This window comes from Mycobacterium innocens (assembly GCF_900566055.1).
Classification (GTDB): Bacteria; Actinomycetota; Actinomycetes; order Mycobacteriales; family Mycobacteriaceae; genus Mycobacterium; species Mycobacterium innocens.
Map to the genome: position 1 here is coordinate 1 of NZ_UPHQ01000060.1, position 19,180 is coordinate 19,180.

15 protein-coding genes and 4 pseudogenes are annotated in these 19,180 nt (G+C 66.1%); 13 read left to right on the forward strand and 6 right to left on the reverse strand.

Annotated elements, in window-relative coordinates; genetic code table 11:
* From EET03_RS07500 to EET03_RS07510, 3 genes and pseudogenes are all read left to right on the forward strand, one after another.
* Nucleotides 1–200: pseudogene (locus EET03_RS07500) on the forward strand (IS607 family element RNA-guided endonuclease TnpB); the annotation flags it as partial.
* 55 nt (nt 201–255) lie between these two features.
* Nucleotides 256–1,776: an Asp-tRNA(Asn)/Glu-tRNA(Gln) amidotransferase subunit GatB gene (gene gatB, locus EET03_RS07505; RefSeq protein WP_075544981.1), complete on the forward strand. Its 1,521-nt coding sequence runs from the start codon at nt 256–258 to the stop codon at nt 1,774–1,776.
* 110 nt (nt 1,777–1,886) lie between these two features.
* The gene (locus EET03_RS07510) at nt 1,887–2,420 is read left to right on the forward strand and encodes a flavin reductase family protein (RefSeq protein ID WP_099194352.1); all 534 of its coding nucleotides are present in this window, start codon (nt 1,887–1,889) and stop codon (nt 2,418–2,420) included.
* 232 nt (nt 2,421–2,652) lie between these two features.
* Here the strand turns inward: EET03_RS07510 and EET03_RS07515 are convergent, their stop codons facing one another.
* Nucleotides 2,653–3,774 carry a PQQ-dependent sugar dehydrogenase gene (locus EET03_RS07515; protein ID WP_075544985.1) on the reverse strand — a complete coding sequence of 374 codons (1,122 nt, stop codon included), beginning with the start codon at nt 3,772–3,774 and terminating at the stop codon, nt 2,653–2,655.
* Nucleotides 3,775–3,985: 211 nt separating this feature from the next.
* Between EET03_RS07515 and EET03_RS07520 the strand changes: the two genes are divergently transcribed.
* Entirely contained in the window at nt 3,986–4,831 is an 846-nt protein-coding gene (locus tag EET03_RS07520) for a DoxX family protein (protein ID WP_075544979.1), read from the forward strand.
* A 6-nt stretch (nt 4,832–4,837) separates the two neighbouring features.
* Here EET03_RS07520 and EET03_RS07525 read toward each other — a convergent pair whose 3' ends face one another.
* On the reverse strand, nt 4,838–5,215 hold the full coding sequence (locus EET03_RS07525) for a PH domain-containing protein (RefSeq protein WP_244232274.1): 378 nt from the start codon (nt 5,213–5,215) through the stop codon (nt 4,838–4,840).
* A gap of 301 nt (nt 5,216–5,516) precedes the next feature.
* Here EET03_RS07525 and EET03_RS07530 point away from each other — a divergent pair, with 301 nt between their 5' ends.
* Genes EET03_RS07530 through ilvC form a run of 3 tightly spaced genes read left to right on the forward strand, consistent with a single transcriptional unit; the run spans nt 5,517 to nt 8,914 of the window.
* The gene (locus EET03_RS07530; RefSeq protein WP_425271505.1) at nt 5,517–7,361 is read left to right on the forward strand and encodes an acetolactate synthase large subunit; all 1,845 of its coding nucleotides are present in this window, start codon (nt 5,517–5,519) and stop codon (nt 7,359–7,361) included.
* A complete protein-coding gene (gene ilvN / locus EET03_RS07535; RefSeq protein WP_099194048.1) occupies nt 7,361–7,879 on the forward strand; it encodes an acetolactate synthase small subunit in 519 nt (172 codons plus the stop codon). Before EET03_RS07530 ends, ilvN begins: the two co-directional genes overlap by 1 nt.
* 33 nt (nt 7,880–7,912) lie before the next feature.
* Nucleotides 7,913–8,914 carry a ketol-acid reductoisomerase gene (gene ilvC, locus EET03_RS07540; protein ID WP_099194354.1) on the forward strand — a complete coding sequence of 334 codons (1,002 nt, stop codon included), beginning with the start codon at nt 7,913–7,915 and terminating at the stop codon, nt 8,912–8,914.
* Nucleotides 8,915–9,133: 219 nt separating this feature from the next.
* Here the strand turns inward: ilvC and EET03_RS07545 are convergent, their stop codons facing one another.
* Nucleotides 9,134–9,460: a hypothetical protein gene (locus EET03_RS07545; protein ID WP_063469012.1), complete on the reverse strand. Its 327-nt coding sequence runs from the start codon at nt 9,458–9,460 to the stop codon at nt 9,134–9,136.
* Nucleotides 9,461–9,462: 2 nt separating this feature from the next.
* Entirely contained in the window at nt 9,463–10,092 is a 630-nt protein-coding gene (wrbA, locus tag EET03_RS07550; protein ID WP_075544983.1) for an NAD(P)H:quinone oxidoreductase, read from the reverse strand.
* A gap of 107 nt (nt 10,093–10,199) precedes the next feature.
* Between wrbA and EET03_RS07555 the strand changes: the two genes are divergently transcribed.
* Complete coding sequence (locus EET03_RS07555; protein ID WP_122508744.1) at nt 10,200–10,433, forward strand: AbrB/MazE/SpoVT family DNA-binding domain-containing protein; 234 nt, start codon at nt 10,200–10,202, stop codon at nt 10,431–10,433.
* The gene (locus EET03_RS07560) at nt 10,417–10,857 is read left to right on the forward strand and encodes a type II toxin-antitoxin system VapC family toxin (protein ID WP_075544975.1); all 441 of its coding nucleotides are present in this window, start codon (nt 10,417–10,419) and stop codon (nt 10,855–10,857) included. The genes EET03_RS07555 and EET03_RS07560 overlap by 17 nt, the downstream gene beginning before the upstream one ends.
* Nucleotides 10,858–10,957: 100 nt before the next feature.
* On the opposite strand, the gene EET03_RS07565 is transcribed toward EET03_RS07560, so the two are convergent.
* A complete protein-coding gene (locus EET03_RS07565; protein ID WP_075544974.1) occupies nt 10,958–12,397 on the reverse strand; it encodes a phytoene desaturase family protein in 1,440 nt (479 codons plus the stop codon).
* Between the two features lie 219 nt (nt 12,398–12,616).
* Between EET03_RS07565 and serA the strand changes: the two genes are divergently transcribed.
* The 4 genes and pseudogenes from serA (at nt 12,617) to EET03_RS07595 (ending at nt 18,078) form a co-directional block, all read left to right on the forward strand.
* Nucleotides 12,617–14,203: a phosphoglycerate dehydrogenase gene (serA, locus tag EET03_RS07575; protein ID WP_075544982.1), complete on the forward strand. Its 1,587-nt coding sequence runs from the start codon at nt 12,617–12,619 to the stop codon at nt 14,201–14,203.
* A 121-nt stretch (nt 14,204–14,324) separates the two neighbouring features.
* The gene (locus tag EET03_RS07585; protein WP_063469365.1) at nt 14,325–15,335 is read left to right on the forward strand and encodes a 3-isopropylmalate dehydrogenase; all 1,011 of its coding nucleotides are present in this window, start codon (nt 14,325–14,327) and stop codon (nt 15,333–15,335) included.
* 363 nt (nt 15,336–15,698) lie between these two features.
* Nucleotides 15,699–16,968 (forward strand): annotated as a pseudogene (locus EET03_RS07590) (IS110 family RNA-guided transposase).
* A gap of 43 nt (nt 16,969–17,011) precedes the next feature.
* Nucleotides 17,012–18,078 (forward strand): annotated as a pseudogene (locus EET03_RS07595) (IS110 family RNA-guided transposase).
* Nucleotides 18,079–18,441: 363 nt separating this feature from the next.
* Here EET03_RS07595 and EET03_RS07600 read toward each other — a convergent pair.
* Nucleotides 18,442–18,991, reverse strand: a pseudogene (locus tag EET03_RS07600) (MFS transporter); the annotation flags it as partial.
* Nucleotides 18,992–19,180 lie beyond the last annotated feature (189 nt).

Below are 19,180 nucleotides of genomic sequence, written 5' to 3' on the forward strand. Positions count from 1 at the left end.
CACACCAACGTGATGACAACGCCGCGATCAACCTCGCACGCTACGAGGACACCATTAGCGTCGTCGGCCCAGTTGGGGCCGCCGTCAAGCGTGGAGCCGACCGTAAGACCGGGCCTGGCCCGGCCGGTGGCTGTGAAGCGCGGAAGGGACGCAGCCGCAAGGCTGCCGAACAACCCCGAAATGGGGTGCGAGTCGCGTGACCACTAAAGATCACTCACTCGCAACGGTCTCCCGGTCGGCACTAGGATCGAGCCCATGACTGCTGCCGCCCGGGCTTCAGGGGCTGACCTGCTGGACTTCGACGACGTCGTCGCCCGCTTCGATCCGGTTCTCGGACTGGAAGTTCACGTTGAGCTGTCCACCGCGACCAAGATGTTCTGCGGCTGCGCTACGGCGTTCGGCGCCGAGCCGAATACCCAGGTATGCCCGGTGTGCCTGGGGCTGCCCGGTTCGCTGCCGGTGCTCAACCGGGCCGCGGTCGAGTCGGCGATCCGCATCGGCTTGGCGCTGAACTGCGAGATCGTTCCCTGGTGCCGCTTTGCCCGGAAGAACTACTTCTACCCGGACATGCCGAAGAATTACCAGATTTCGCAGTATGACGAGCCGATCGCCATCAATGGTTACCTGGAAGCGCCGCTGGAAGACGGCACCACCTGGCGAGTCGAGATCGAGCGTGCTCACATGGAGGAAGACACCGGCAAGCTGACCCATATCGGCAGCGAGACGGGCCGCATCCACGGGGCGACGACGTCGCTCATCGACTACAACCGTGCCGGCGTGCCGCTGATCGAGATCGTGACCAAACCCATTGAGGGAGCCGGAGAACGTGCGCCGCAGGTCGCCCGCGCCTATGTTACCGCTTTGCGAGACCTGTTGCGGGCGTTGGACGTATCCGACGTGCGGATGGACCAGGGGTCGATGCGCTGCGACGCGAATGTCTCTCTTAAGCCAAGGGGCACAACCGAATTCGGTACCCGAACCGAAACCAAGAACGTCAATTCGCTCAAAAGCGTCGAGGTCGCGGTGCGCTACGAGATGCAGCGTCAGGCCGCCATCTTGGTGGCCGGCGGCCAGATCACCCAAGAGACCAGGCACTTCCACGAGGCCGGCTACACCAGCCCCGGCCGCACCAAGGAGACCGCAGAAGACTATCGGTATTTTCCCGAGCCCGATCTGGAGCCCGTCGCACCCAGCCGCGAGCTGGTCGAGCAACTGCGCCAAACCATTCCTGAGTTACCGTGGTTGAGCCGCAAGCGAATTCAGCAGGAATGGGGCATTTCCGACGAGGTGATGCGGGATCTGGTGAACGCCGGCGCGGTTGAATTGGTCGCCGAGACCGTCAAGCACGGAGCCTCCAGTAAGGAGGCGCGCTCGTGGTGGGGGAACTTCCTGGTGCAGAAGGCCAACGAGGCCGGTATCGGGCTGGACGAACTGGCCATCACGCCTGCCCAGGTCGCGGCCGTCGTGCGGTTGGTCGAGGACGGCAAGTTGTCCAACAAGCTCGCCCGCGAGGTCGTGGAAGGTGTGCTGGCCGGAGAGGGCGAACCCGAGCAGGTGATGACCGCCCGCGGCTTGGAGCTGGTCCGCGACGACTCGCTGACCAAGGCCGCGGTCGACGAGGCACTGGCCGCCAATCCCGATGTGGCCGAGAAGATTCGGGGCGGCAAGGTGGCTGCGGCGGGAGCGATCGTCGGCGCGGTGATGAAGGCCACCCGCGGGCAGGCCGACGCGGCCCGGGTGCGCGAGTTGGTGTTGGCGGCCTGCGGGCAGGGTTAGCCCGGCTGCCGGTTCGCCGACTGGTCTCTACGAGTTCGCTACGAAAGGTGTCGAAAGAGGTCGTGGCGATTCATGATGTTGAGGTGATCGATGAATCGTTCGACGACCTGATGACGATGCTGGATTCCCCGGTATTCGTGGTGACAACCCAGGCAGATGGTCACCCCTCAGGTTGTCTGGTCGGCTTCGCCACTCAAACGAGCGTGCACCCCCCGAGTTTCATGATCGGCATGCCCAGGAGTAATCGCACCGCCGAGGTGGCCGGCCGATCTGACCATGTGGCGGTGCATTTGTTGGCGCAGCACCATCGAGCCCTGGCCGAACTGTTCGCCACCCAAACGGCGGACGACACCGACAAATTCGCTCGCTGCCCATGGCGCGCCGGCCCGTTTGGGATGCCGATTCTCGATGACGCGGTGGCGTGGTTCGTCGGCAGGACAGTGAGTCGCAGCGATGTCGGCGACCACGTGTGCTACCTGCTGGAGCCCGTGAGCGTCTGGGCTCCCGAGTGCTCCGACGAGCTGCTTTACCTCTCTGACATCGACGACCTCGACCCCGGCCACCAGGAACCGACGGGGCGGTTCTACGAACCCACTGAGGTGACGCGCCGATACGGCGTGAGGTTCACCCTCGATGTGCCTTAAGCTTAAGCACCTGCTGATCACATCATCACCTCAGTGACATCGTCAGCCACATTGGCCACTCTGGGATGGGGCGGCGCGCTGAGCGACACGTTGCGGCGGTATGGATTTGTCGCTGATAGCCGGCCGCGACTAGTACCAGGAGCCCCAGAGGCTCCTGTGGCTCCTGTAGCTGATGTGACGGCCGTGGTCACGTCCCGGCGAGGGCGCTGCGGCGGTCCGGCCCGCGACGGGGCTAGGTCTTGTCGTCGTTGTTGCGTGGGAATCCGCCGCCCTGCGGGAACAACGGAAACACCACATCGTCGAGCTTCTCCGCATCACCGGCGGTCTTGTTGACCGTCGCACCCCAGACGTTGCCGTCCGGCGACATCCGCAGGGCCCAGGCATGTGCGTGCGTGTCCTTACGGACGACGTCGGGTTCGCCCGTCACGGCGCCGGTCGACGGCGCGAGCCGGACCGCGACCGTCAGCTTGGTATTGATCAGGTTGACCAGCACGGTGCCGTCCATGGCCGCACACCCGGCCACGCCGGGCTTGTCCGGCCAGGTCCACACCGTCGAGACCTCCGACTTCTTGGTGATGCGCTGTAGCCGGTCTGCCCCGGGCGTGCGATCGACGACGTAGAGCGAGCCGTCGACGGGATCGATGCACATGCCGCCGGCCGAGCCGATCCCGGTCAGCGCCGTCGTCGGCGGCGCCTGTCCGATGGTCGTGGGCTGTTCGATGCGCAGCACCTTGCCAGCCAACGAATTGGGATCGGCAGCCACCGCCGGGTTGCCCGCATCGCCGGTCATGACAACGAGCGTGGTGGGACTGGTGAAAATCAGCGCCCCGGTGTTACCGATGGCACCTTTGGGAATGCCGGTCAGGATGTCCTTCGGGACGTCGCCGTCGGCTATCCGGATGACGCGATTGTCGCTAGGCGTGCTGATGTAGGCATACATCAGCCGGTCCTGCGAGTAAGTGGGCGACAGCACGATATCCATCAAGCCGCCGTCACCGGCCGAGTCGACCGGGATGACCATCTTCACCTTGGGCTCGGCGCTGATCGAGATTTCCTTGACGGCGCCGGTGATGCGCTCGGCGACCAGGGCGGTCTTGCTGTCGATACCCATGATCAGGCCGCTGGTGCTCTCCAGACAGCCCTGCATGACGCCCGGCGCCGGACATGCCTTCGGGAATGGCGTGGGAGGCAGCGGCGGCGGCGGGGGAGGCGTCGAGCTGGGCTGCGGCCGAAGTTCGGGATTCGTGGTGAAAGGCTGCGACTGGGCATCGTCGAACCGCGCGCAGCCGCTCGCGACCAGCATCACCGCACACAACGCGGTGAGCGCGCACCGAACCGACCGCCGTATCCGCATGACCGACAGGCTACGGACTTTGGCTGCGCCGCCGCCACCTGCCACCGCCACCTGCCACCGCCGCATCGCAGGCCCAATCAACCATGGGTGGTCTGCCGGAGCCCGATTTGGGGCCTCCGGCGGGGCTCGCGGCGCACGAACTGCCGACTCAACAGGCGAAAGCGCCGCTCAAATCCCAAATTCAGGACTAAATGCCCTTACCCTGGCACGAGTGACCAGTTCGAATGATTCACATTGGCAGCGGCCGGACGGTTCTCCCGGGCCAACCGCGGGACGCCCCGTTTCGGCAAGCCTGGTCGACCCCGAAGACGATTTGAGCCCCGGCAGCTACTCGGGCGACTTTGGAAATACCGGTACCACCACCGTCATCCCGCCCTATGACCCCGTCAATTCCGGTGTCGTCAACTCGGGATACCACCTGATCGAGGCACAGGAGCCACTTCCATACGCCCAGCCGCAGCCGTCCGTGCGGGCGATGCCGTCAGCACCCGCGATCGACATCGACGAGGACGACGAGCGAGTACGCGCCGCTGGCCGGCGCGGCACGCAGCATCTGGGTCTGCTGGTGTTGCGCGTCGGGCTGGGCGCGGTCCTGATAGCCCACGGATTGCAGAAGCTGTTCGGCTGGTGGGGTGGCTCCGGGGTCACCGGATTCAAGAACTCACTGTCCGACGTCGGCTATCAGCACGCCGACATCCTCGCCTATGTGGGTGCCGGCGGCGAGATCGTCGCCGGAGTGCTGTTGGTACTGGGCCTGTTCACCCCGCTGGCGGCGGCGGGAGCACTGGCCTTCCTGATCAATGGTTTGCTCGCGATGGTCTCGGCCCGGCCGCATTCGCACTTCACCTACTTCCTGCCCGACGGGAACGAATACCAGATCTCGCTGGTGGTGATGGCTGTTGCCGTCATCTTGAGCGGCCCCGGCCGCTACGGCCTCGACGCGGGCCGCGGCTGGGCACAACGCCCCTTCATCGGGTCATTTGTGGCGTTACTGGCCGGCATTGCCGCCGGGATCGTCGTGTGGGTGTTCCTCAACGGGGTGAACCCGCTGGCTTGAACGCCCTTACCGGTAGGGGTTGGGAACCCGCCCCGAGCTGGCCTCGGTCAATTGCGGCAGGGTCGAGAACGTGACCGCGGGCAATCGCAGCTCGGTACCGTCCTTGAGTCGGGCCCGCGCCCACGAACCCCGGTGGAACCGCAGGCCGTCGATGTCGTCCCAGCGCACCGTCCTACTACCCAGCAGCGTCCGCACCGTCACCCCGTCGTCGTCGGCGACGGTGCGCAGCCTGACGATCAATGCCGATAACAGCACCGGGATGAGCAGCAGCAGCGCACTCGGCGGCCACGCCAGCACGGGTATGAGCAGTCCCAGGGTCGCAAATCCCACGGCCAGGTGCGCGATCGGTGACACCCTGATCACCACCGGTGAGCCAGTAACCACCCTCGTATCATTCCACCGTTCGCGCGCCATGCCGCGGCCGCGCGGTCCCACCCACACGCGCGGCCGTGTGACGGCACCGGATTTGACGGTTGAGCTGTACGAAGGCTACCGTCAGACGCTATGGATACCGCCGGAGAGCCCGGAATGCTCCCCACACTGCTTGTAGTACTTGGTCGGCGCGTTGGTGCCTGACTAGGTCGATCGAGCACCAACGCGCAACCCTCGTGCAGCAGCTGAGCTGGCGGGGGTTTTTTCTTGCCCACCAACGAGACCGCCACCGCAATAAAGGATTAACAGGACAGTGAGCGCACCAACGATGCCACACCCACCGACATCGCAAGGCGGGAAAAACGGCGCCAAACCGTCGGTGCCCCAACCCGGACATGTTGCGCCGCAGCAACTTACCGGGGCGCAGGCGGTCATCCGGTCCCTGGAAGAGCTCGACGTCGACGTCATCTTCGGGATTCCGGGCGGCGCTGTCTTGCCGGTGTATGACCCGCTGTTCGACTCCCAGAAGCTGCGCCATGTGCTGGTCCGCCACGAGCAGGGCGCCGGCCACGCCGCCAGCGGCTACGCGCACGCCACCGGCCGGGTGGGGGTGTGCATGGCGACGTCGGGCCCGGGTGCGACCAACCTGGTGACGCCGCTGGCCGACGCGCAGATGGACTCGATACCGGTGGTCGCCATCACCGGTCAGGTCGGCCGCGGGCTGATCGGCACCGACGCCTTCCAGGAGGCCGACATCTCCGGTATCACGATGCCGATCACCAAGCACAATTTCCTGGTCCGCACCGGCGACGAGATTCCCCGGGTGATCGCCGAGGCGTTCCACATCGCGGCATCTGGTCGTCCCGGAGCCGTGCTCGTTGATATCCCCAAGGACGTGCTGCAGGGCCAGTGCACGTTCAGCTGGCCGCCGCGAATGGATCTGCCCGGCTACAAGCCCAACACCAAACCGCACAACCGCCAGATCCGCGCTGCCGCCAAGCTGATCGCCGCCGCGCGCAAGCCGGTGCTGTACGTCGGCGGCGGAGTCATCCGCGGCGAGGCGACCGAGCAGCTCCGCGAACTGGCCGAGCTGACCGGCATCCCGGTGGTCACCACACTGATGGCCCGCGGAGCATTTCCCGATAGCCATCGGCAGAACCTGGGCATGCCGGGCATGCACGGCACGGTGGCCGCCGTGGCAGCGCTGCAGCGTAGTGACCTGCTGATCGCGCTGGGCACCCGTTTCGACGACCGGGTTACCGGAAAGCTCGACTCCTTCGCCCCGGAGGCCAAGGTCATCCACGCCGACATCGACCCGGCCGAGATCGGCAAGAACCGGCACGCCGATGTCCCCATCGTGGCCTGCGTCAAGGCCGTCATCGCCGAGCTCATCGCGATGCTGCGCCACTACGACATTCCCGGGACCCTCGATCTGAGCGATTGGTGGGCGTATCTCGAAGGCGTTCGAAAGACCTATCCGCTGAGCTACGGACCGCAAAGCGATGGCAGCCTCAGTCCGGAGTACGTGATCGAGAAGCTGGGCGAGATCGCCGGCCCGGACGCCGTCTATGTCGCCGGCGTCGGCCAGCATCAGATGTGGGCGGCGCAGTTCATCAACTACGAAAAGCCGCGGACCTGGCTGAACTCCGGCGGGTTAGGCACCATGGGGTTCGCCATCCCGGCGGCCATGGGAGCCAAGATCGCGTTGCCCGACACCGAGGTGTGGGCGATCGACGGCGACGGCTGCTTCCAGATGACCAACCAGGAACTGGCCACCTGCGCGATCGAGGGCATACCGATCAAGGTGGCGTTGATCAACAACGGCAACCTGGGCATGGTGCGGCAGTGGCAGAGCCTGTTCTACGAGGAGCGCTACTCCCAGACCGACCTGGCCACCCACTCGCACCGAATCCCCGACTTCGTCAAGCTGGCCGAGGCGTTGGGTTGCGTCGGATTGCGTTGCGAGCGTGCGGAAGACGTTGTCGACGTGATCAACCAGGCTCGGGCGATCAACGACTGCCCGGTGGTGATCGACTTCATCGTCGGCGCCGACGCACAGGTGTGGCCGATGGTGGCCGCCGGCACCAGCAACGACGAGATCCAGGCCGCCCGCGGCATCCGTCCCCTGTTCGACGACGAAAGTGAAGGGCACGCCTGATGGGCACCGGTTCGTTGCCTAAGACGCACACGCTGTCGGTCCTGGTCGAAGACAAACCCGGCGTGCTGGCGCGCGTCGCGGCGCTGTTCTCCCGGCGCGGTTTCAACATCGAATCGTTGGCGGTGGGCGCGACCGAGCAGAAGGACATGTCGCGGATGACCATCGTGGTCGCCTGCGAGGAGACCCCACTCGAACAGGTCACCAAGCAGCTGAACAAGCTGATCAACGTCATCAAGATCATCGAGCAGGACGAGGATCATTCGGTGTCCCGGGAATTGGCGCTGATCAAGGTCCGCGCCGACGCCGGTACCCGTAGCCAAGTGATCGAAGCGGTAAACCTCTTCCGCGCCAACGTGATTGACGTATCTCCGGAATCGTTGACCGTGGAGGCCACCGGTAACCGCGGCAAGCTCGAGGCGCTGCTGCGAGTATTGGAGCCCTTCGGTATCCGCGAAATCGCCCAATCCGGAATGGTGTCGTTGTCCCGCGGCCCGCGGTGTATCGGCACTGTCAAATAACCAACGAGGAGAAACGCAACAGTGGCATTAGAGATGTTCTACGACGACGACGCAGACCTGTCGATCATCCAGGGCCGCAAGGTCGGCGTCATTGGCTACGGCAGCCAAGGCCATGCGCACTCTTTGAGCCTGCGCGACTCTGGCGTGCAAGTGCGCGTCGGGCTGAAGGAGGGCTCCAAGTCGCGGGCCAAGGTCGAAGAGCAGGGTCTGGAGGTCGACACGCCGGCCGAGGTTGCCAAGTGGGCCGATGTGATCATGCTGTTGGCCCCCGACACCGCCCAGGCGGAGATCTTCGCAGGCGACATCGAGCCCAACTTGAAGCCCGGTGACGCGCTGTTCTTCGGTCACGGACTCAACATCCACTTCAACCTGATCAAGCCGCCCGCCGACGTTACCGTCGCGATGGTCGCACCGAAGGGACCCGGCCACCTGGTGCGGCGCCAATTCGTCGACGGCAAGGGCGTGCCTTGCCTGATCGCCGTCGACCAGGACCCGACCGGTCAGGGCGAGGCGCTGGCGCTGTCCTACGCCAAGGCCATCGGCGGCACCCGCGCCGGCGTCATCAAGACCACGTTCAAAGACGAGACCGAAACCGACCTTTTCGGTGAGCAGGCCGTTTTGTGTGGCGGCACAGAGGAATTGGTCAAAGCCGGTTTCGACGTGATGGTCGAGGCGGGCTACCCGCCCGAGATGGCCTACTTCGAGGTGCTGCACGAGCTCAAGCTGATCGTCGACCTGATGTATGAAGGCGGGATCGCGCGGATGAACTACTCGGTGTCCGATACCGCCGAATTCGGCGGCTATCTGTCGGGTCCGCGCATCATCGACGCCAGCACCAAGGAGCGGATGCGCGAGATCCTGCGCGAGATCCAGGACGGCACCTTCGTCAAGAAGCTGGTGGCCAACGTCGAGGGCGGCAACAAGGAACTCGAGCAGCTGCGCAAGGAGAATGCTGAGCATCCCATCGAAGTCACCGGCAAAAAGCTGCGCGACCTGATGAGCTGGGTGGACCGGCCGATCACCGAGACGGCGTAGCTTTCGACGCGTCGAGACTGAATCTGCGCACACCCGCGTCGGCGTGTCGCGTGCGTAGGTTCAGTGTCGGCGCAGGCGGTCGGCAGTCTGGACCACCCGACGCCCGACGTGGTCCGGTGGGTCGCTGGTCGCGTCGTCGAACTCGTTGCTGTGTCGTGGGTCGAGACCAAGCTCGCGCGGCCATCTTTCGTCCTGAGTCCACGTCCGGCGAGTCGACGATCACAACACCCGGTATCCGATCCCGGCGAGAGCCCGGGCTGGGGATCTGCCATCGGCACTTCCCGGTAGCTTTTGCTCCGCCGAGATGTTCAGGGCTTCGCCACCGGTCACCCCGTACAGCGCCGTCGAGACCGGATCCTCGGGTGGAGTCGGTGGCGTATGGACACGGATCGCCCAAAGCGTTTGTGAGGCCGCGATTACTCGGAAACCACACAGCGGCGGGTCTACTTCGTACAGCTCAATGTCGCCCTTGGCGAACACCGGTGCCACGGTGTTCGGCACGGATCCGATTAACCGTGCTGTGCCGATCAATTCGCTTTCGCGCATGACTACCTCCTGAGGGGCGATGATGAGGAGCCCGACGACCTGAGCCGGTCCGCGACCTGGACTACCCGGCGCGCCAGGTGCTCCAACGCGTCACCGGTCGCCCCGTCGAACTCGTTGATATTGTCGTGAGTCGAGACCAGGCTTGCCCCATAGGGATTGCCGTCGACGAACTTCAGCGGGTCGGTGTATCCGGGTGGCACGATGATGCCGCCGAAATGCATCAGCGTCACATACAGGGTCAGCAGCGTGGTCTCCTGACCGCCGTGCAGGGTGTTAGACGAGGTGAAGCCCGCATACACCTTGTCGGCGAGCTTGCCCTCAGCCCACAGACCGCCGAGTCCGTCCAAGAAATCACGCAACTGCGCGGCGACTGAACCGAAGCGGGTGGGGGAGCCGAAGATCACCGCGTCGGCCCACACGATGTCGTCACCGGTGGCGGCCGGAAGACCTTTCGTTGCTTCGTAATTCGCCGTCCAGGCCGGATTGTGCGCAAACGCGGCCGGGTCGCGGGTCTCGGTCACGTGGCGAATGCGGACTTCGGCACCGGCTGCCTCGGCCGCCGCGGCGACCCGTTTGGCCATCGTCGTTCCATGGCCGGTAGCTGAGTAGTAGATGACTGCGAGTTTCGTCATGGGGTCAGCGTATGTCCCCGCTCGGGTACCCCCGCCGGCCGCGACGACTTGGCGATCGAGGCCCGTGTCGAACCGTTTCAGTACCAAAGTAATGGTCGCCTGATGGTATGCGCACTACCATCGATAAGGCCGGACGCTTGGTAATCCCGAAGTCGCTTCGTGAACAGGCGGGCATTACCTCTGGTGAGGTGGAAATTTCCCTCGACGGTGCGGCGATCCGGATCGAAAGCGTGGCAGCCGACGACCTCGTCGAAGAGGACGGGCTTCTGCTGCTGCCCAGTGGTGGGCCAGAGATTGACGCCGACGCAGTCAGGGAGTTGCGCCTTGCCGACCAGCGCTGAACACGTCCTGGTCGACAGCAGCGCTGCACTTGCGCTGGCGCAGCGTGAGAATCCGTTTCATCTCGCCGCCCGAGCGCGGCTCCTCGCATGTCGGCGTGGAATGTCGGGGCATGCCGCGGCGGAGCTGCTATCGGTCCTCACCCGACTGCCCCCGCCACACCGCCTTAATCCTGCTGCGGCACTTCGCTTAGCGGAGACGAATTTTCCGGACTCTCGCTTCCTGTCCGCGCCGGATACAAAAGACCTGTTGCGGGAGTTTGCCGAACTGGGCTTGGCCGGCGGCGCGGTTTACAACGGTCTGGTCGGTGCTGCCGCCCGCAAGCACAAGCTGCCACTCATTACCTGCGACCGCCGGGCCGAACCGACATATCGCGTGCTGGGCGTCAACTATGAACTGTTATCGCCGATTTGCGGTGACATCTGACCCGGCGGCCGACGAGCGCCAAGTGCTACGGCAATAGTCACCGCGTTCCTCGCGATTGCCGCACCGGTGCCCCTCACCTCGGAGCAGTAGTCAGATGCGATCACGGAGCCAGTCCAGGGACGTCTCGAATACCGAACTCATGCCGCAAGACTGAGCGCGCGGCGTAATAACCGGACATGCCATGCACGCCCGCGCCGGGCGGAGTGGCCGCCGAACACAGGTACACCTTGGGAATCGGTGTGCGCCAGGGGTTAACGCGTGGCGTAGGCCCGGTGATCGCACGCCAGACAGAAGTAGCGCCCACCGCAATATCGCCGCCGACATAGTTGGCGTTGTGGTCGGCCAGCTGTGCGGCAGACACGGAACGAGCTACGACGACGACGTCGCGGAATCCGGGTGCAAACCGCTCGACGATTCGCGTGACTGCCTCGGTCGCGTCGACCCGCGAGCCGGAAGGCACGTGGGCGTAAGTCCAGAAGGGCCGGCAACCGGCGGAATCGACGCGGCCGGGGTCGGCGAGGTGCGGACTTGCGGCCAGCACCATCGGCCAGTCGGCGTGGCGCCCTGCCGCGACGTCTGCCTCGGCTCGCGCCATCTCCTCGCGGGTGCCGCCGAGGTGAAGTGTCGGTGCCCGTTTGAGCCGGGTATCCGACCACGGAATCTCGTCGCCGAGCACGAAGTCGACTTTCGCCACACCCGAGCCAAACCGATACCGGTGCAACGCTTTAGCGTATCCAACCGGCATTGCGTCACGGTAAACGCGTAACAGAGTGGTCGGTGCCGTATCGAAGACGGCGACTTCGCCCGGAGGGCAAGGCGGAGAAGTGATCTCGACGCCCGCGGTCAGCACAGCACCGTGTGCCCGCAGATCGGCGATCAGCGCGTCGGCGATCACCTGGCTGCCGCCCACCGGGATCGGCCAGCCGACCGAATGGGCGAGGGTGGCCAGCATGAGACCCGCGCCCGCCGACACCAGCGATGGCAACCGTGAAATGGCATGGGCCGCAACGCCAGTGAACAGCGCCCGGGCGTCTTCGCCCACCAGGGAGCGCCAGGCGGTCGTGCCCTGGGTCAGCATTCGCAATCCGAGATGCACGGTCGGCACCAGCGAAGCGGGCGCCGAACGTTTGTCGCCAAGCATAAGGTCCACGACGGCACCGGAATTCGTCACCAGCGGGCCGAGCAGGCGCCGCCAGGACGCACCGTCGTCCAACTCGGCACAGGTGCGGGTCAGGTCGCGGTAGGCGATCGCCGCCGGCCGATCCGGCAGCGGGTTGGCATACGCGATCTCCGGTACGGCCAGTGTCACACCGCGTGCGGGCAGGTCGAACTCGGCGAAAAACGGCGACGCCAGCGCCAGCGGATGCACCGCTGAACACACGTCGTGCACGACCCCGGGATATTCGACGTCGGCCGCGCTGCGCGCGCCGCCCCCAAAGGTCGGCTGGGCCTCGAGTACCTGTACTTTCAGGCCGGCTCGGGCGCAGATGACGGCGGCAGCCAGCCCGTTGGGCCCGCTGCCGACGACGGTGACGTCCACCCGTCGATTACAACCGACCGAGCCGCCGGCGGCGACCCCGTCCCGCCAGCCGGCGCCGACCCGCAGCGCCCGGCTCCGCCGCGCTCGCGGTCGCCGCTGGGCCGATGGCGCCGACCCGCAGCGCCCGGCTCCGCCGCGCTCGCGGTCGCCGCTGGGCCGATGGCGCCGACCCGCAGCGCCCGGCTCCGCCGCGCTCGCGGTCGCCGCTACGCTGTCCGGGTGAACCTGCCTGTTGTATTAATCGCCGACAAACTTGCCCAATCGACGGTCGCTGCCCTTGGAGACCAGGTCGAGGTGCGCTGGGTAGACGGTCCGGATCGCGAAAAGCTGCTGGCCGCCGTGCCCGAGGCCGACGCGCTGCTGGTGCGGTCGGCCACCACCGTGGACGCCGAAGTGCTGACCGCGGCTCCCAAGCTGAAGATCGTGGCACGCGCCGGCGTCGGACTGGACAACGTCGACGTAGACGCCGCCACCGCGCGCGGCGTGCTGGTGGTCAACGCCCCGACGTCGAACATCCACAGCGCGGCCGAGCACGCGTTGGCGTTGCTGCTGGCCGCGGCCCGGCAGATCCCGGCCGCCGATGCCACGCTGCGCGAGCGCACCTGGAAGCGGTCCTCGTTCTCCGGCACCGAGATCTTCGGAAAGACCGTCGGCGTCGTCGGATTGGGCCGCATCGGACAGCTGGTCGCGCAGCGGGTCGCCGCGTTCGACGCCCACGTCGTCGCCTACGACCCGTACGTCTCGCCCGCCCGCGCTGCGCAGCTCGGCATCGAATTGCTGTCCCTGGACGACCTGCTGGCCCGCGCCGACTTCATCTCGGTGCACCTGCCCAAGACGCCCGAGACCGCAGGTCTGATCGACAAAGAAGCTTTGGCCAAGACCAAACCCGGCGTCATCATCGTCAACGCCGCCCGCGGCGGCCTGGTGGACGAGGCGGCGCTGGCCGACGCCGTCACCAGTGGCCACGTGCGGGCGGCCGGTCTCGACGTGTTCGCCAGCGAACCATGCACCGACAGCCCGCTGTTCGAGCTGCCGCAGGTGGTCGTCACACCGCATTTGGGGGCATCCACCGTGGAAGCCCAGGACCGCGCCGGAACCGACGTTGCCGAAAGCGTCCGGCTGGCGCTGGCGGGAGAATTCGTTCCTGACGCGGTCAACATCGGCGGGGGAGTGGTCAACGAAGAGGTGGGCCCCTGGCTGGACCTGGTGCGTAAGCTCGGTGTGCTGGCGGCCGCCCTCTCCCACGGCCTGCCGGTGTCGTTGTCGGTACAGGTCCGCGGCGAGCTGTCCTCCGAAGACGTTGAGGTGCTGAAACTTTCGGCCCTGCGCGGGCTGTTCTCGGCGGTCATCGAGGATCCGGTGACCTTCGTCAACGTCCCGGCGCTGGCCGCCGAGCGCGGGGTCTCCGCGGAGATCACCAAGGCCTCGGAAAGCCCGAACCACCGCAGTGTCGTCGACGTTCGTGCGGTCGGCGCGGACGGCTCCGTCGTGAACGTCTCGGGCACGCTGTACGGCCCGCAACTGACCCAGAAGATTGTGCAGATCAACGGCCGCCACTTCGACATGCGTGCCGAGGGGATCAACCTCATCATCCACTACGTCGACCAGCCGGGGGCCCTGGGCAAAATCGGCAGCATGCTCGGCGCGGCGGGGGTGAACATCCACGCCGCTCAACTGTCCGAGGACGTCGAGGGTCCGCGCGCGACTATCCTGCTGCGGCTGGATCAGGCTGTGCCCGACGATGTCCGGTCGGCGATCGTCGCGGCGGTCGGCGCCGACGAACTCGAAGTGGTCGACCTGTCGTGAAGCGCGCCGGCGACGATGCAGTGGGGGCACCGCCCGCTTGCGGGGGACGAAGCGATGAGGTGGGGGCACGCCCCCACAAGTGGGAGGTACCCCCACCCGCTTGCGGGGGAGAGCGGCGCCAATGAAGCTGGCGATCATCGCAGGCGACGGCATCGGTCCCGAGGTGGTGGCCGAAGCCGTAAAAGTCCTCGACGCGGTACTGCCGGGCGTGCAGAAGACCGGCTACGACCTCGGCGCCAGGCGGTTCCACGCCACCGGCGAGCTACTACCGGACACGGTGCTCGCCGAACTGCGCGAGCACGATGCCATCCTGCTCGGGGCGATCGGCGATCCGTCGGTGCCCAGCGGTGTCCTGGAGCGCGGCTTGTTGCTGCGACTGCGTTTCGAGCTGGACCACCACATCAACCTGCGGCCGGCCCGGCTCTACCCGGGAGTGAACAGCCCCCTGGCGGGTAACCCCGACATCGACTTCCTGGTGGTGCGCGAGGGAACCGAGGGCCCCTACACCGGTAACGGCGGTGCGATTCGGGTCGGCACGCCCAACGAGGTGGCCACCGAGGTCAGCGTGAACACCGCGTTCGGTGCGCGCAGGGTGGTCGCCGACGCGTTCGAGCGGGCCCGCCGTCGCCGCAAACACCTGACGTTGGTGCACAAGACCAACGTCCTGACATTCGCCGGAAGCCTGTGGTGGCGGACCGTGCAGGAGACCGGCGAGAAGTATCCCGACGTCGAGGTGGCGTATCAGCACGTCGACGCCGCCACCATCCACATGATCACCGACCCCGGCCGCTTCGACGTCATCGTCACCGACAACTTGTTCGGCGACATCATCACCGACCTGGCGGCGGCGGTGTGCGGCGGAATCGGCTTGGCGGCCAGTGGAAATATCGACGCGACCCGGACCAACCCGTCGATGTTCGAGCCGGTGCATGGCAGCGCGCCCGACATTGCCGGTCAGGGCATCGCCGATCCGACCGCGGCGATCATGTCGGTGGCGCTGCTGCTTGCCCACGTCGGCGAGGACAACGCCGCCGACCGGGTGGACCGGGCGGTCGAGAAGTACCTGGCGACTCGGGGCGACGAACGGCTGCCGACCACCGCGGTCGGCGACCGGATTGCCGCGGCGCTTTAGACGGTATGAGGGTCTGGGCTGAGGCCTCGCTCACATGTGACCGTGGGTTTACCGGTGAGGGTGGTCCTGGCCGGTAGCACACAAGATGTGGGAGGCCCCAGTGATGTATCAGCGTACGAGCCATTGTGACCTGGCGGTCGCCCTGTGGGGATGAAAATTGTGTGGTGGTCGCCTGTCGACGCCGTCTAACACTGTGGTCCTGCGAGGCCGTGTATCGAGCCGGGCGTCGGATGCCGCATTTGGGCCCTTCACTGTTGCCGCTAGTTCGAGCACGAGGATCAGACTCGTTGTCCCATGCGATATCCGCGGGCGACCACACCCTTGAGATGAACCGGTGTGAGTGGCAGTGAGGAGGCGACGGCGATGTTGGCCGAATCCCATGATGAGGAGCAGATCATTGCCAGGGTGGCGGCCCTGGATATCGGTAAGGCGGAGTTGGTGTGCTGTATGCGAGTGCCGGCGCCGGCCGGCGGCAAGCGGCGGTTGCAGGAGGTGTCGACGCACTCGACGATGACGGCGTCGCTGACTGAGTTGGCCAATCAGCTTGTCGAGATGCGCATCCAACGGGTGGTGATGGAAGCCACCTCGTCGTATTGGAAGCCGGTGTTCTACCTGTTGGAGGCACACGGGCTTGACCCGTGGCTGGTCAACGCCCGCGATGTCAAGCATCTGCCCGGTCGCCCGAAAACCGATGTGCTCGACGCGGTGTGGTTGTGCAAAGTTGCTGAGCGGCAGATGCTGCGGCCCAGTTTCGTACCGCCATGGCCGATTCGTCGACTGCGGGATCTGACCCGCTACCGCACCGATCTGGTATCGGCGCGCACGGCCGAAAAGAACCGCGTCGAAAAGCTGTTGGAAGATGCCTGCATCAAGCTGTCGGTGGTGGCCTCAGACATCTTCGGGATGTCCGGGCGGGCGATGCTGGCCGCGCTGGTGGCCGGTGAAAGCGACCCGAAGGTGCTTGCTCAGCTGGCACGGTCACGGATGCGCGGCAAGATCGATCGGCTCGAGCAGGCCTTCGATGGGCATTTCGCCGATCATCACCGATTCCTGCTGGCGCGCATGTTGTCGCGGATCGAGTCCCTCGACGCCGACATCGCCGCTGTTGATGCCCAGATCGAGACGCAGCTGGCTCCTTTCGCCGAGGCCGCGGCCCGTCTCGACGAGATCCCCGGGTATCGGCCCAGTCGCTGCGGCCGTCATCATCGCCGAGATCGGGGTCGATATGTCGCGGTTCGCGACCGCCGGGCACTTGTGTTCGTGGGCGAAGTTCGCCCCGGGCATCAACTCCTCGGCGGGCAAAACTAAACGCAGCGCTTCGCCGGGACATGGCAGTCCGTACTTGGCGCGTGTCTTGGGCGAGGCCGCGGTCAGCACCAGCAAGACGAACACGTTCCTGGCGGCTCGTTACCGGCGCCTCGCCAGACGCCGCGGCCCATCCCGGGCTGTGGTCGCCGTCGGCCGTTCTATCCTGGTGATCATCTGGCACCTGCTGCAGGATCCAGAGGCCCACTACCAGGATCTGGGTGCCGATCACTACACCCGTCACGTCGATCCCAACACCAAAAAGCGCAGCCACATCCGCCAACTCGAAGCTCTCGGCTACACCGTCACACTCACGCCCGCGGCCTAACGCGCCGTGGTCCGCACCGCAGTCAACTCACCATAATTTTCGGATCAGTGTCGGGTTGGATGTGCACGCACGCTCGGTGGTGGCGTGCGGATTCGACGGCGAAACGGGGGAGGTCTTCGAGCGGCGGTTGACGCCGCAGCACGGCGAGATCCTGGCCTGGATCCGGGAGTTGCCGGGTCCGGTGGCGGTGACCTATGAGGCGGGTCCGACCGGGTACGGGCTGGCGCGTTTTTTGCCGGCGAACGGGATCGAGTGCGTGGTGGCGGCGCCGTCGAAGCTGCAGCGCCCGGCCGGGGATCGGGTGAAGACCGACCGGCGCGACGCGCGACACTTGGCCCGGTTGCTGCATTTGAACGAAATTGTGGCGGTGAGCATTCCGTCGATTACCCAGGAGGCAGCACGAGATCTGGTGCGCGCGCGGGAGGCCACCCGCAAGGATCTGATGTCGGCGCGCCATCGGGTGTCCAAACTGCTCCTGCGCCAAGGGATCGTCTACTATGGCGGTCGCGCCTGGACCGGCAAGCACGAGTTGTGGCTACGCGCCAGCGCTTCGATGTGCCGGCGCGCCAGCTGGCCTACGACACGCTGTTGGACACCATGCTGGCCACTCTCGACCGCCGGGATCGGCTCGACACGGCGATCGCGGCGCTGGCCGCCGACAGCGAGTACACGCCGGTGGTAACCCGGCTGGGTTGCCTGCGCGGTGTGTCCACGCTGACCGGGTTCGCGTTGGCGGTGGAGATCGGTGACTGGCACCGGTTGACCGGACGCTCGGTCGGCGCCTATCTCGGGTTGGTGCCCAGCGAGTCGTCCTCGGGCGGATCACGCGCGCAGGGGCCGATCACCAAGACCGGCAACGGACACGTCCGCCGGCTGCTCGTGGAAGCGGCCTGGCACCACCGCAGCACGTATCGGCCCAGTGTGGCGCTGCGGCGCCGCTGGGATCAGGCCAGCACGGCGGCGCGGGCCCGGGGCCACGCGGGCAACCGACGCCTGCACGCCCGCTGGCAAGCCTTCGACGAACGCGGCAAACGCGTCACCGTCGCCAACGCCGCGATCGCCCGCGAACTCGCCGGCTGGTGCTGGTCACTGGCCGTGCTCGACAACTGAGCCCATGTCGCTCATGCCCATCCAGGAGTCCTACGATCCTCGGCCGCCGCTGGACCGGGCGTCAAGACCGTTCGTCCTCGCTGCGCTGCGGGCGCTCCGTCTTGACCCCGGCGCTGCACGGCGACCGGCCCCGGCAAGGACCCCGAGAATGGGCCAACAGCGGCCAACACGTCCGATCGATCCGACCTACGTGACGGCAGCGCCTGAGGAGCGACCCGCGCCTAAGCTATGAGTAATCCCAACGCACCGTTGAGAACACGCTCGACCTTTAGACTTGCGAACCGCTCCAGCCGAAACAGTCCGCCCTGCTGGTAACCAACCCGCGAATATCAGACTGACAACGCGTCGACACCGACACGCTCGTCACCTACGTGAAGATCGAACGGCAACCGAAGCGGCGTCCACGACGACGGTCCTGGGCGCCGCTTCCCCCTGCCCCCCTTGACAAATCTGCGTACATAGCAGCTTTAGCCGGCCGCCCGCGCGTGTGCGCGCGTGCTGCTGCGCCACAATCGGCCAAGCCAGCGGCGGAAACAGTCCGCACACCGCGAAGGCCAGCGGATAGCTGGACACTTCGATCACCTCGCCGAATACCGGTTGGCCCGATTGCCGCGGTGAGTCGCTGGGTGGTGTTCTGGGCGCCCATCGCGCGTCCGCTCCAGAAACGCCCGGCCACTTCGGGGATCGCGGTGAACGCCAAGCCGTTGTCGAGCATCGTGATCACCGACGCGGCGACCATCAGCGCCACCGCGACAGTCGAGTGCAGGTGATCGGCCACCGCCAGCAACATCATCACCAGGGCAGCGGCGACGGCAATCATCCGGATGGACCGCATTCGGGACCCGACGTGGTCCGACCACCGCCCGGCGGCGACGCGGCCAAGCGCGCCCAGCAGTTGCGTGACGCTCACTAAGCGGAAGTTACGGCTGCCTGGGTAAGGGTTTTCCGCCCTGAACTGGGGGTTTGCTGGTTTGCTGGTTTGTGTTTGTGGCTACGCGGCGATGGTCAGGGGGATGGTGGCCTCAATGAGGTCGAAAGCACGGCGTTGAGTGGGGGTGGCCTCGGCGAGTTTGTCGATCTCGATGTCGGTGTGGTGGTAGCG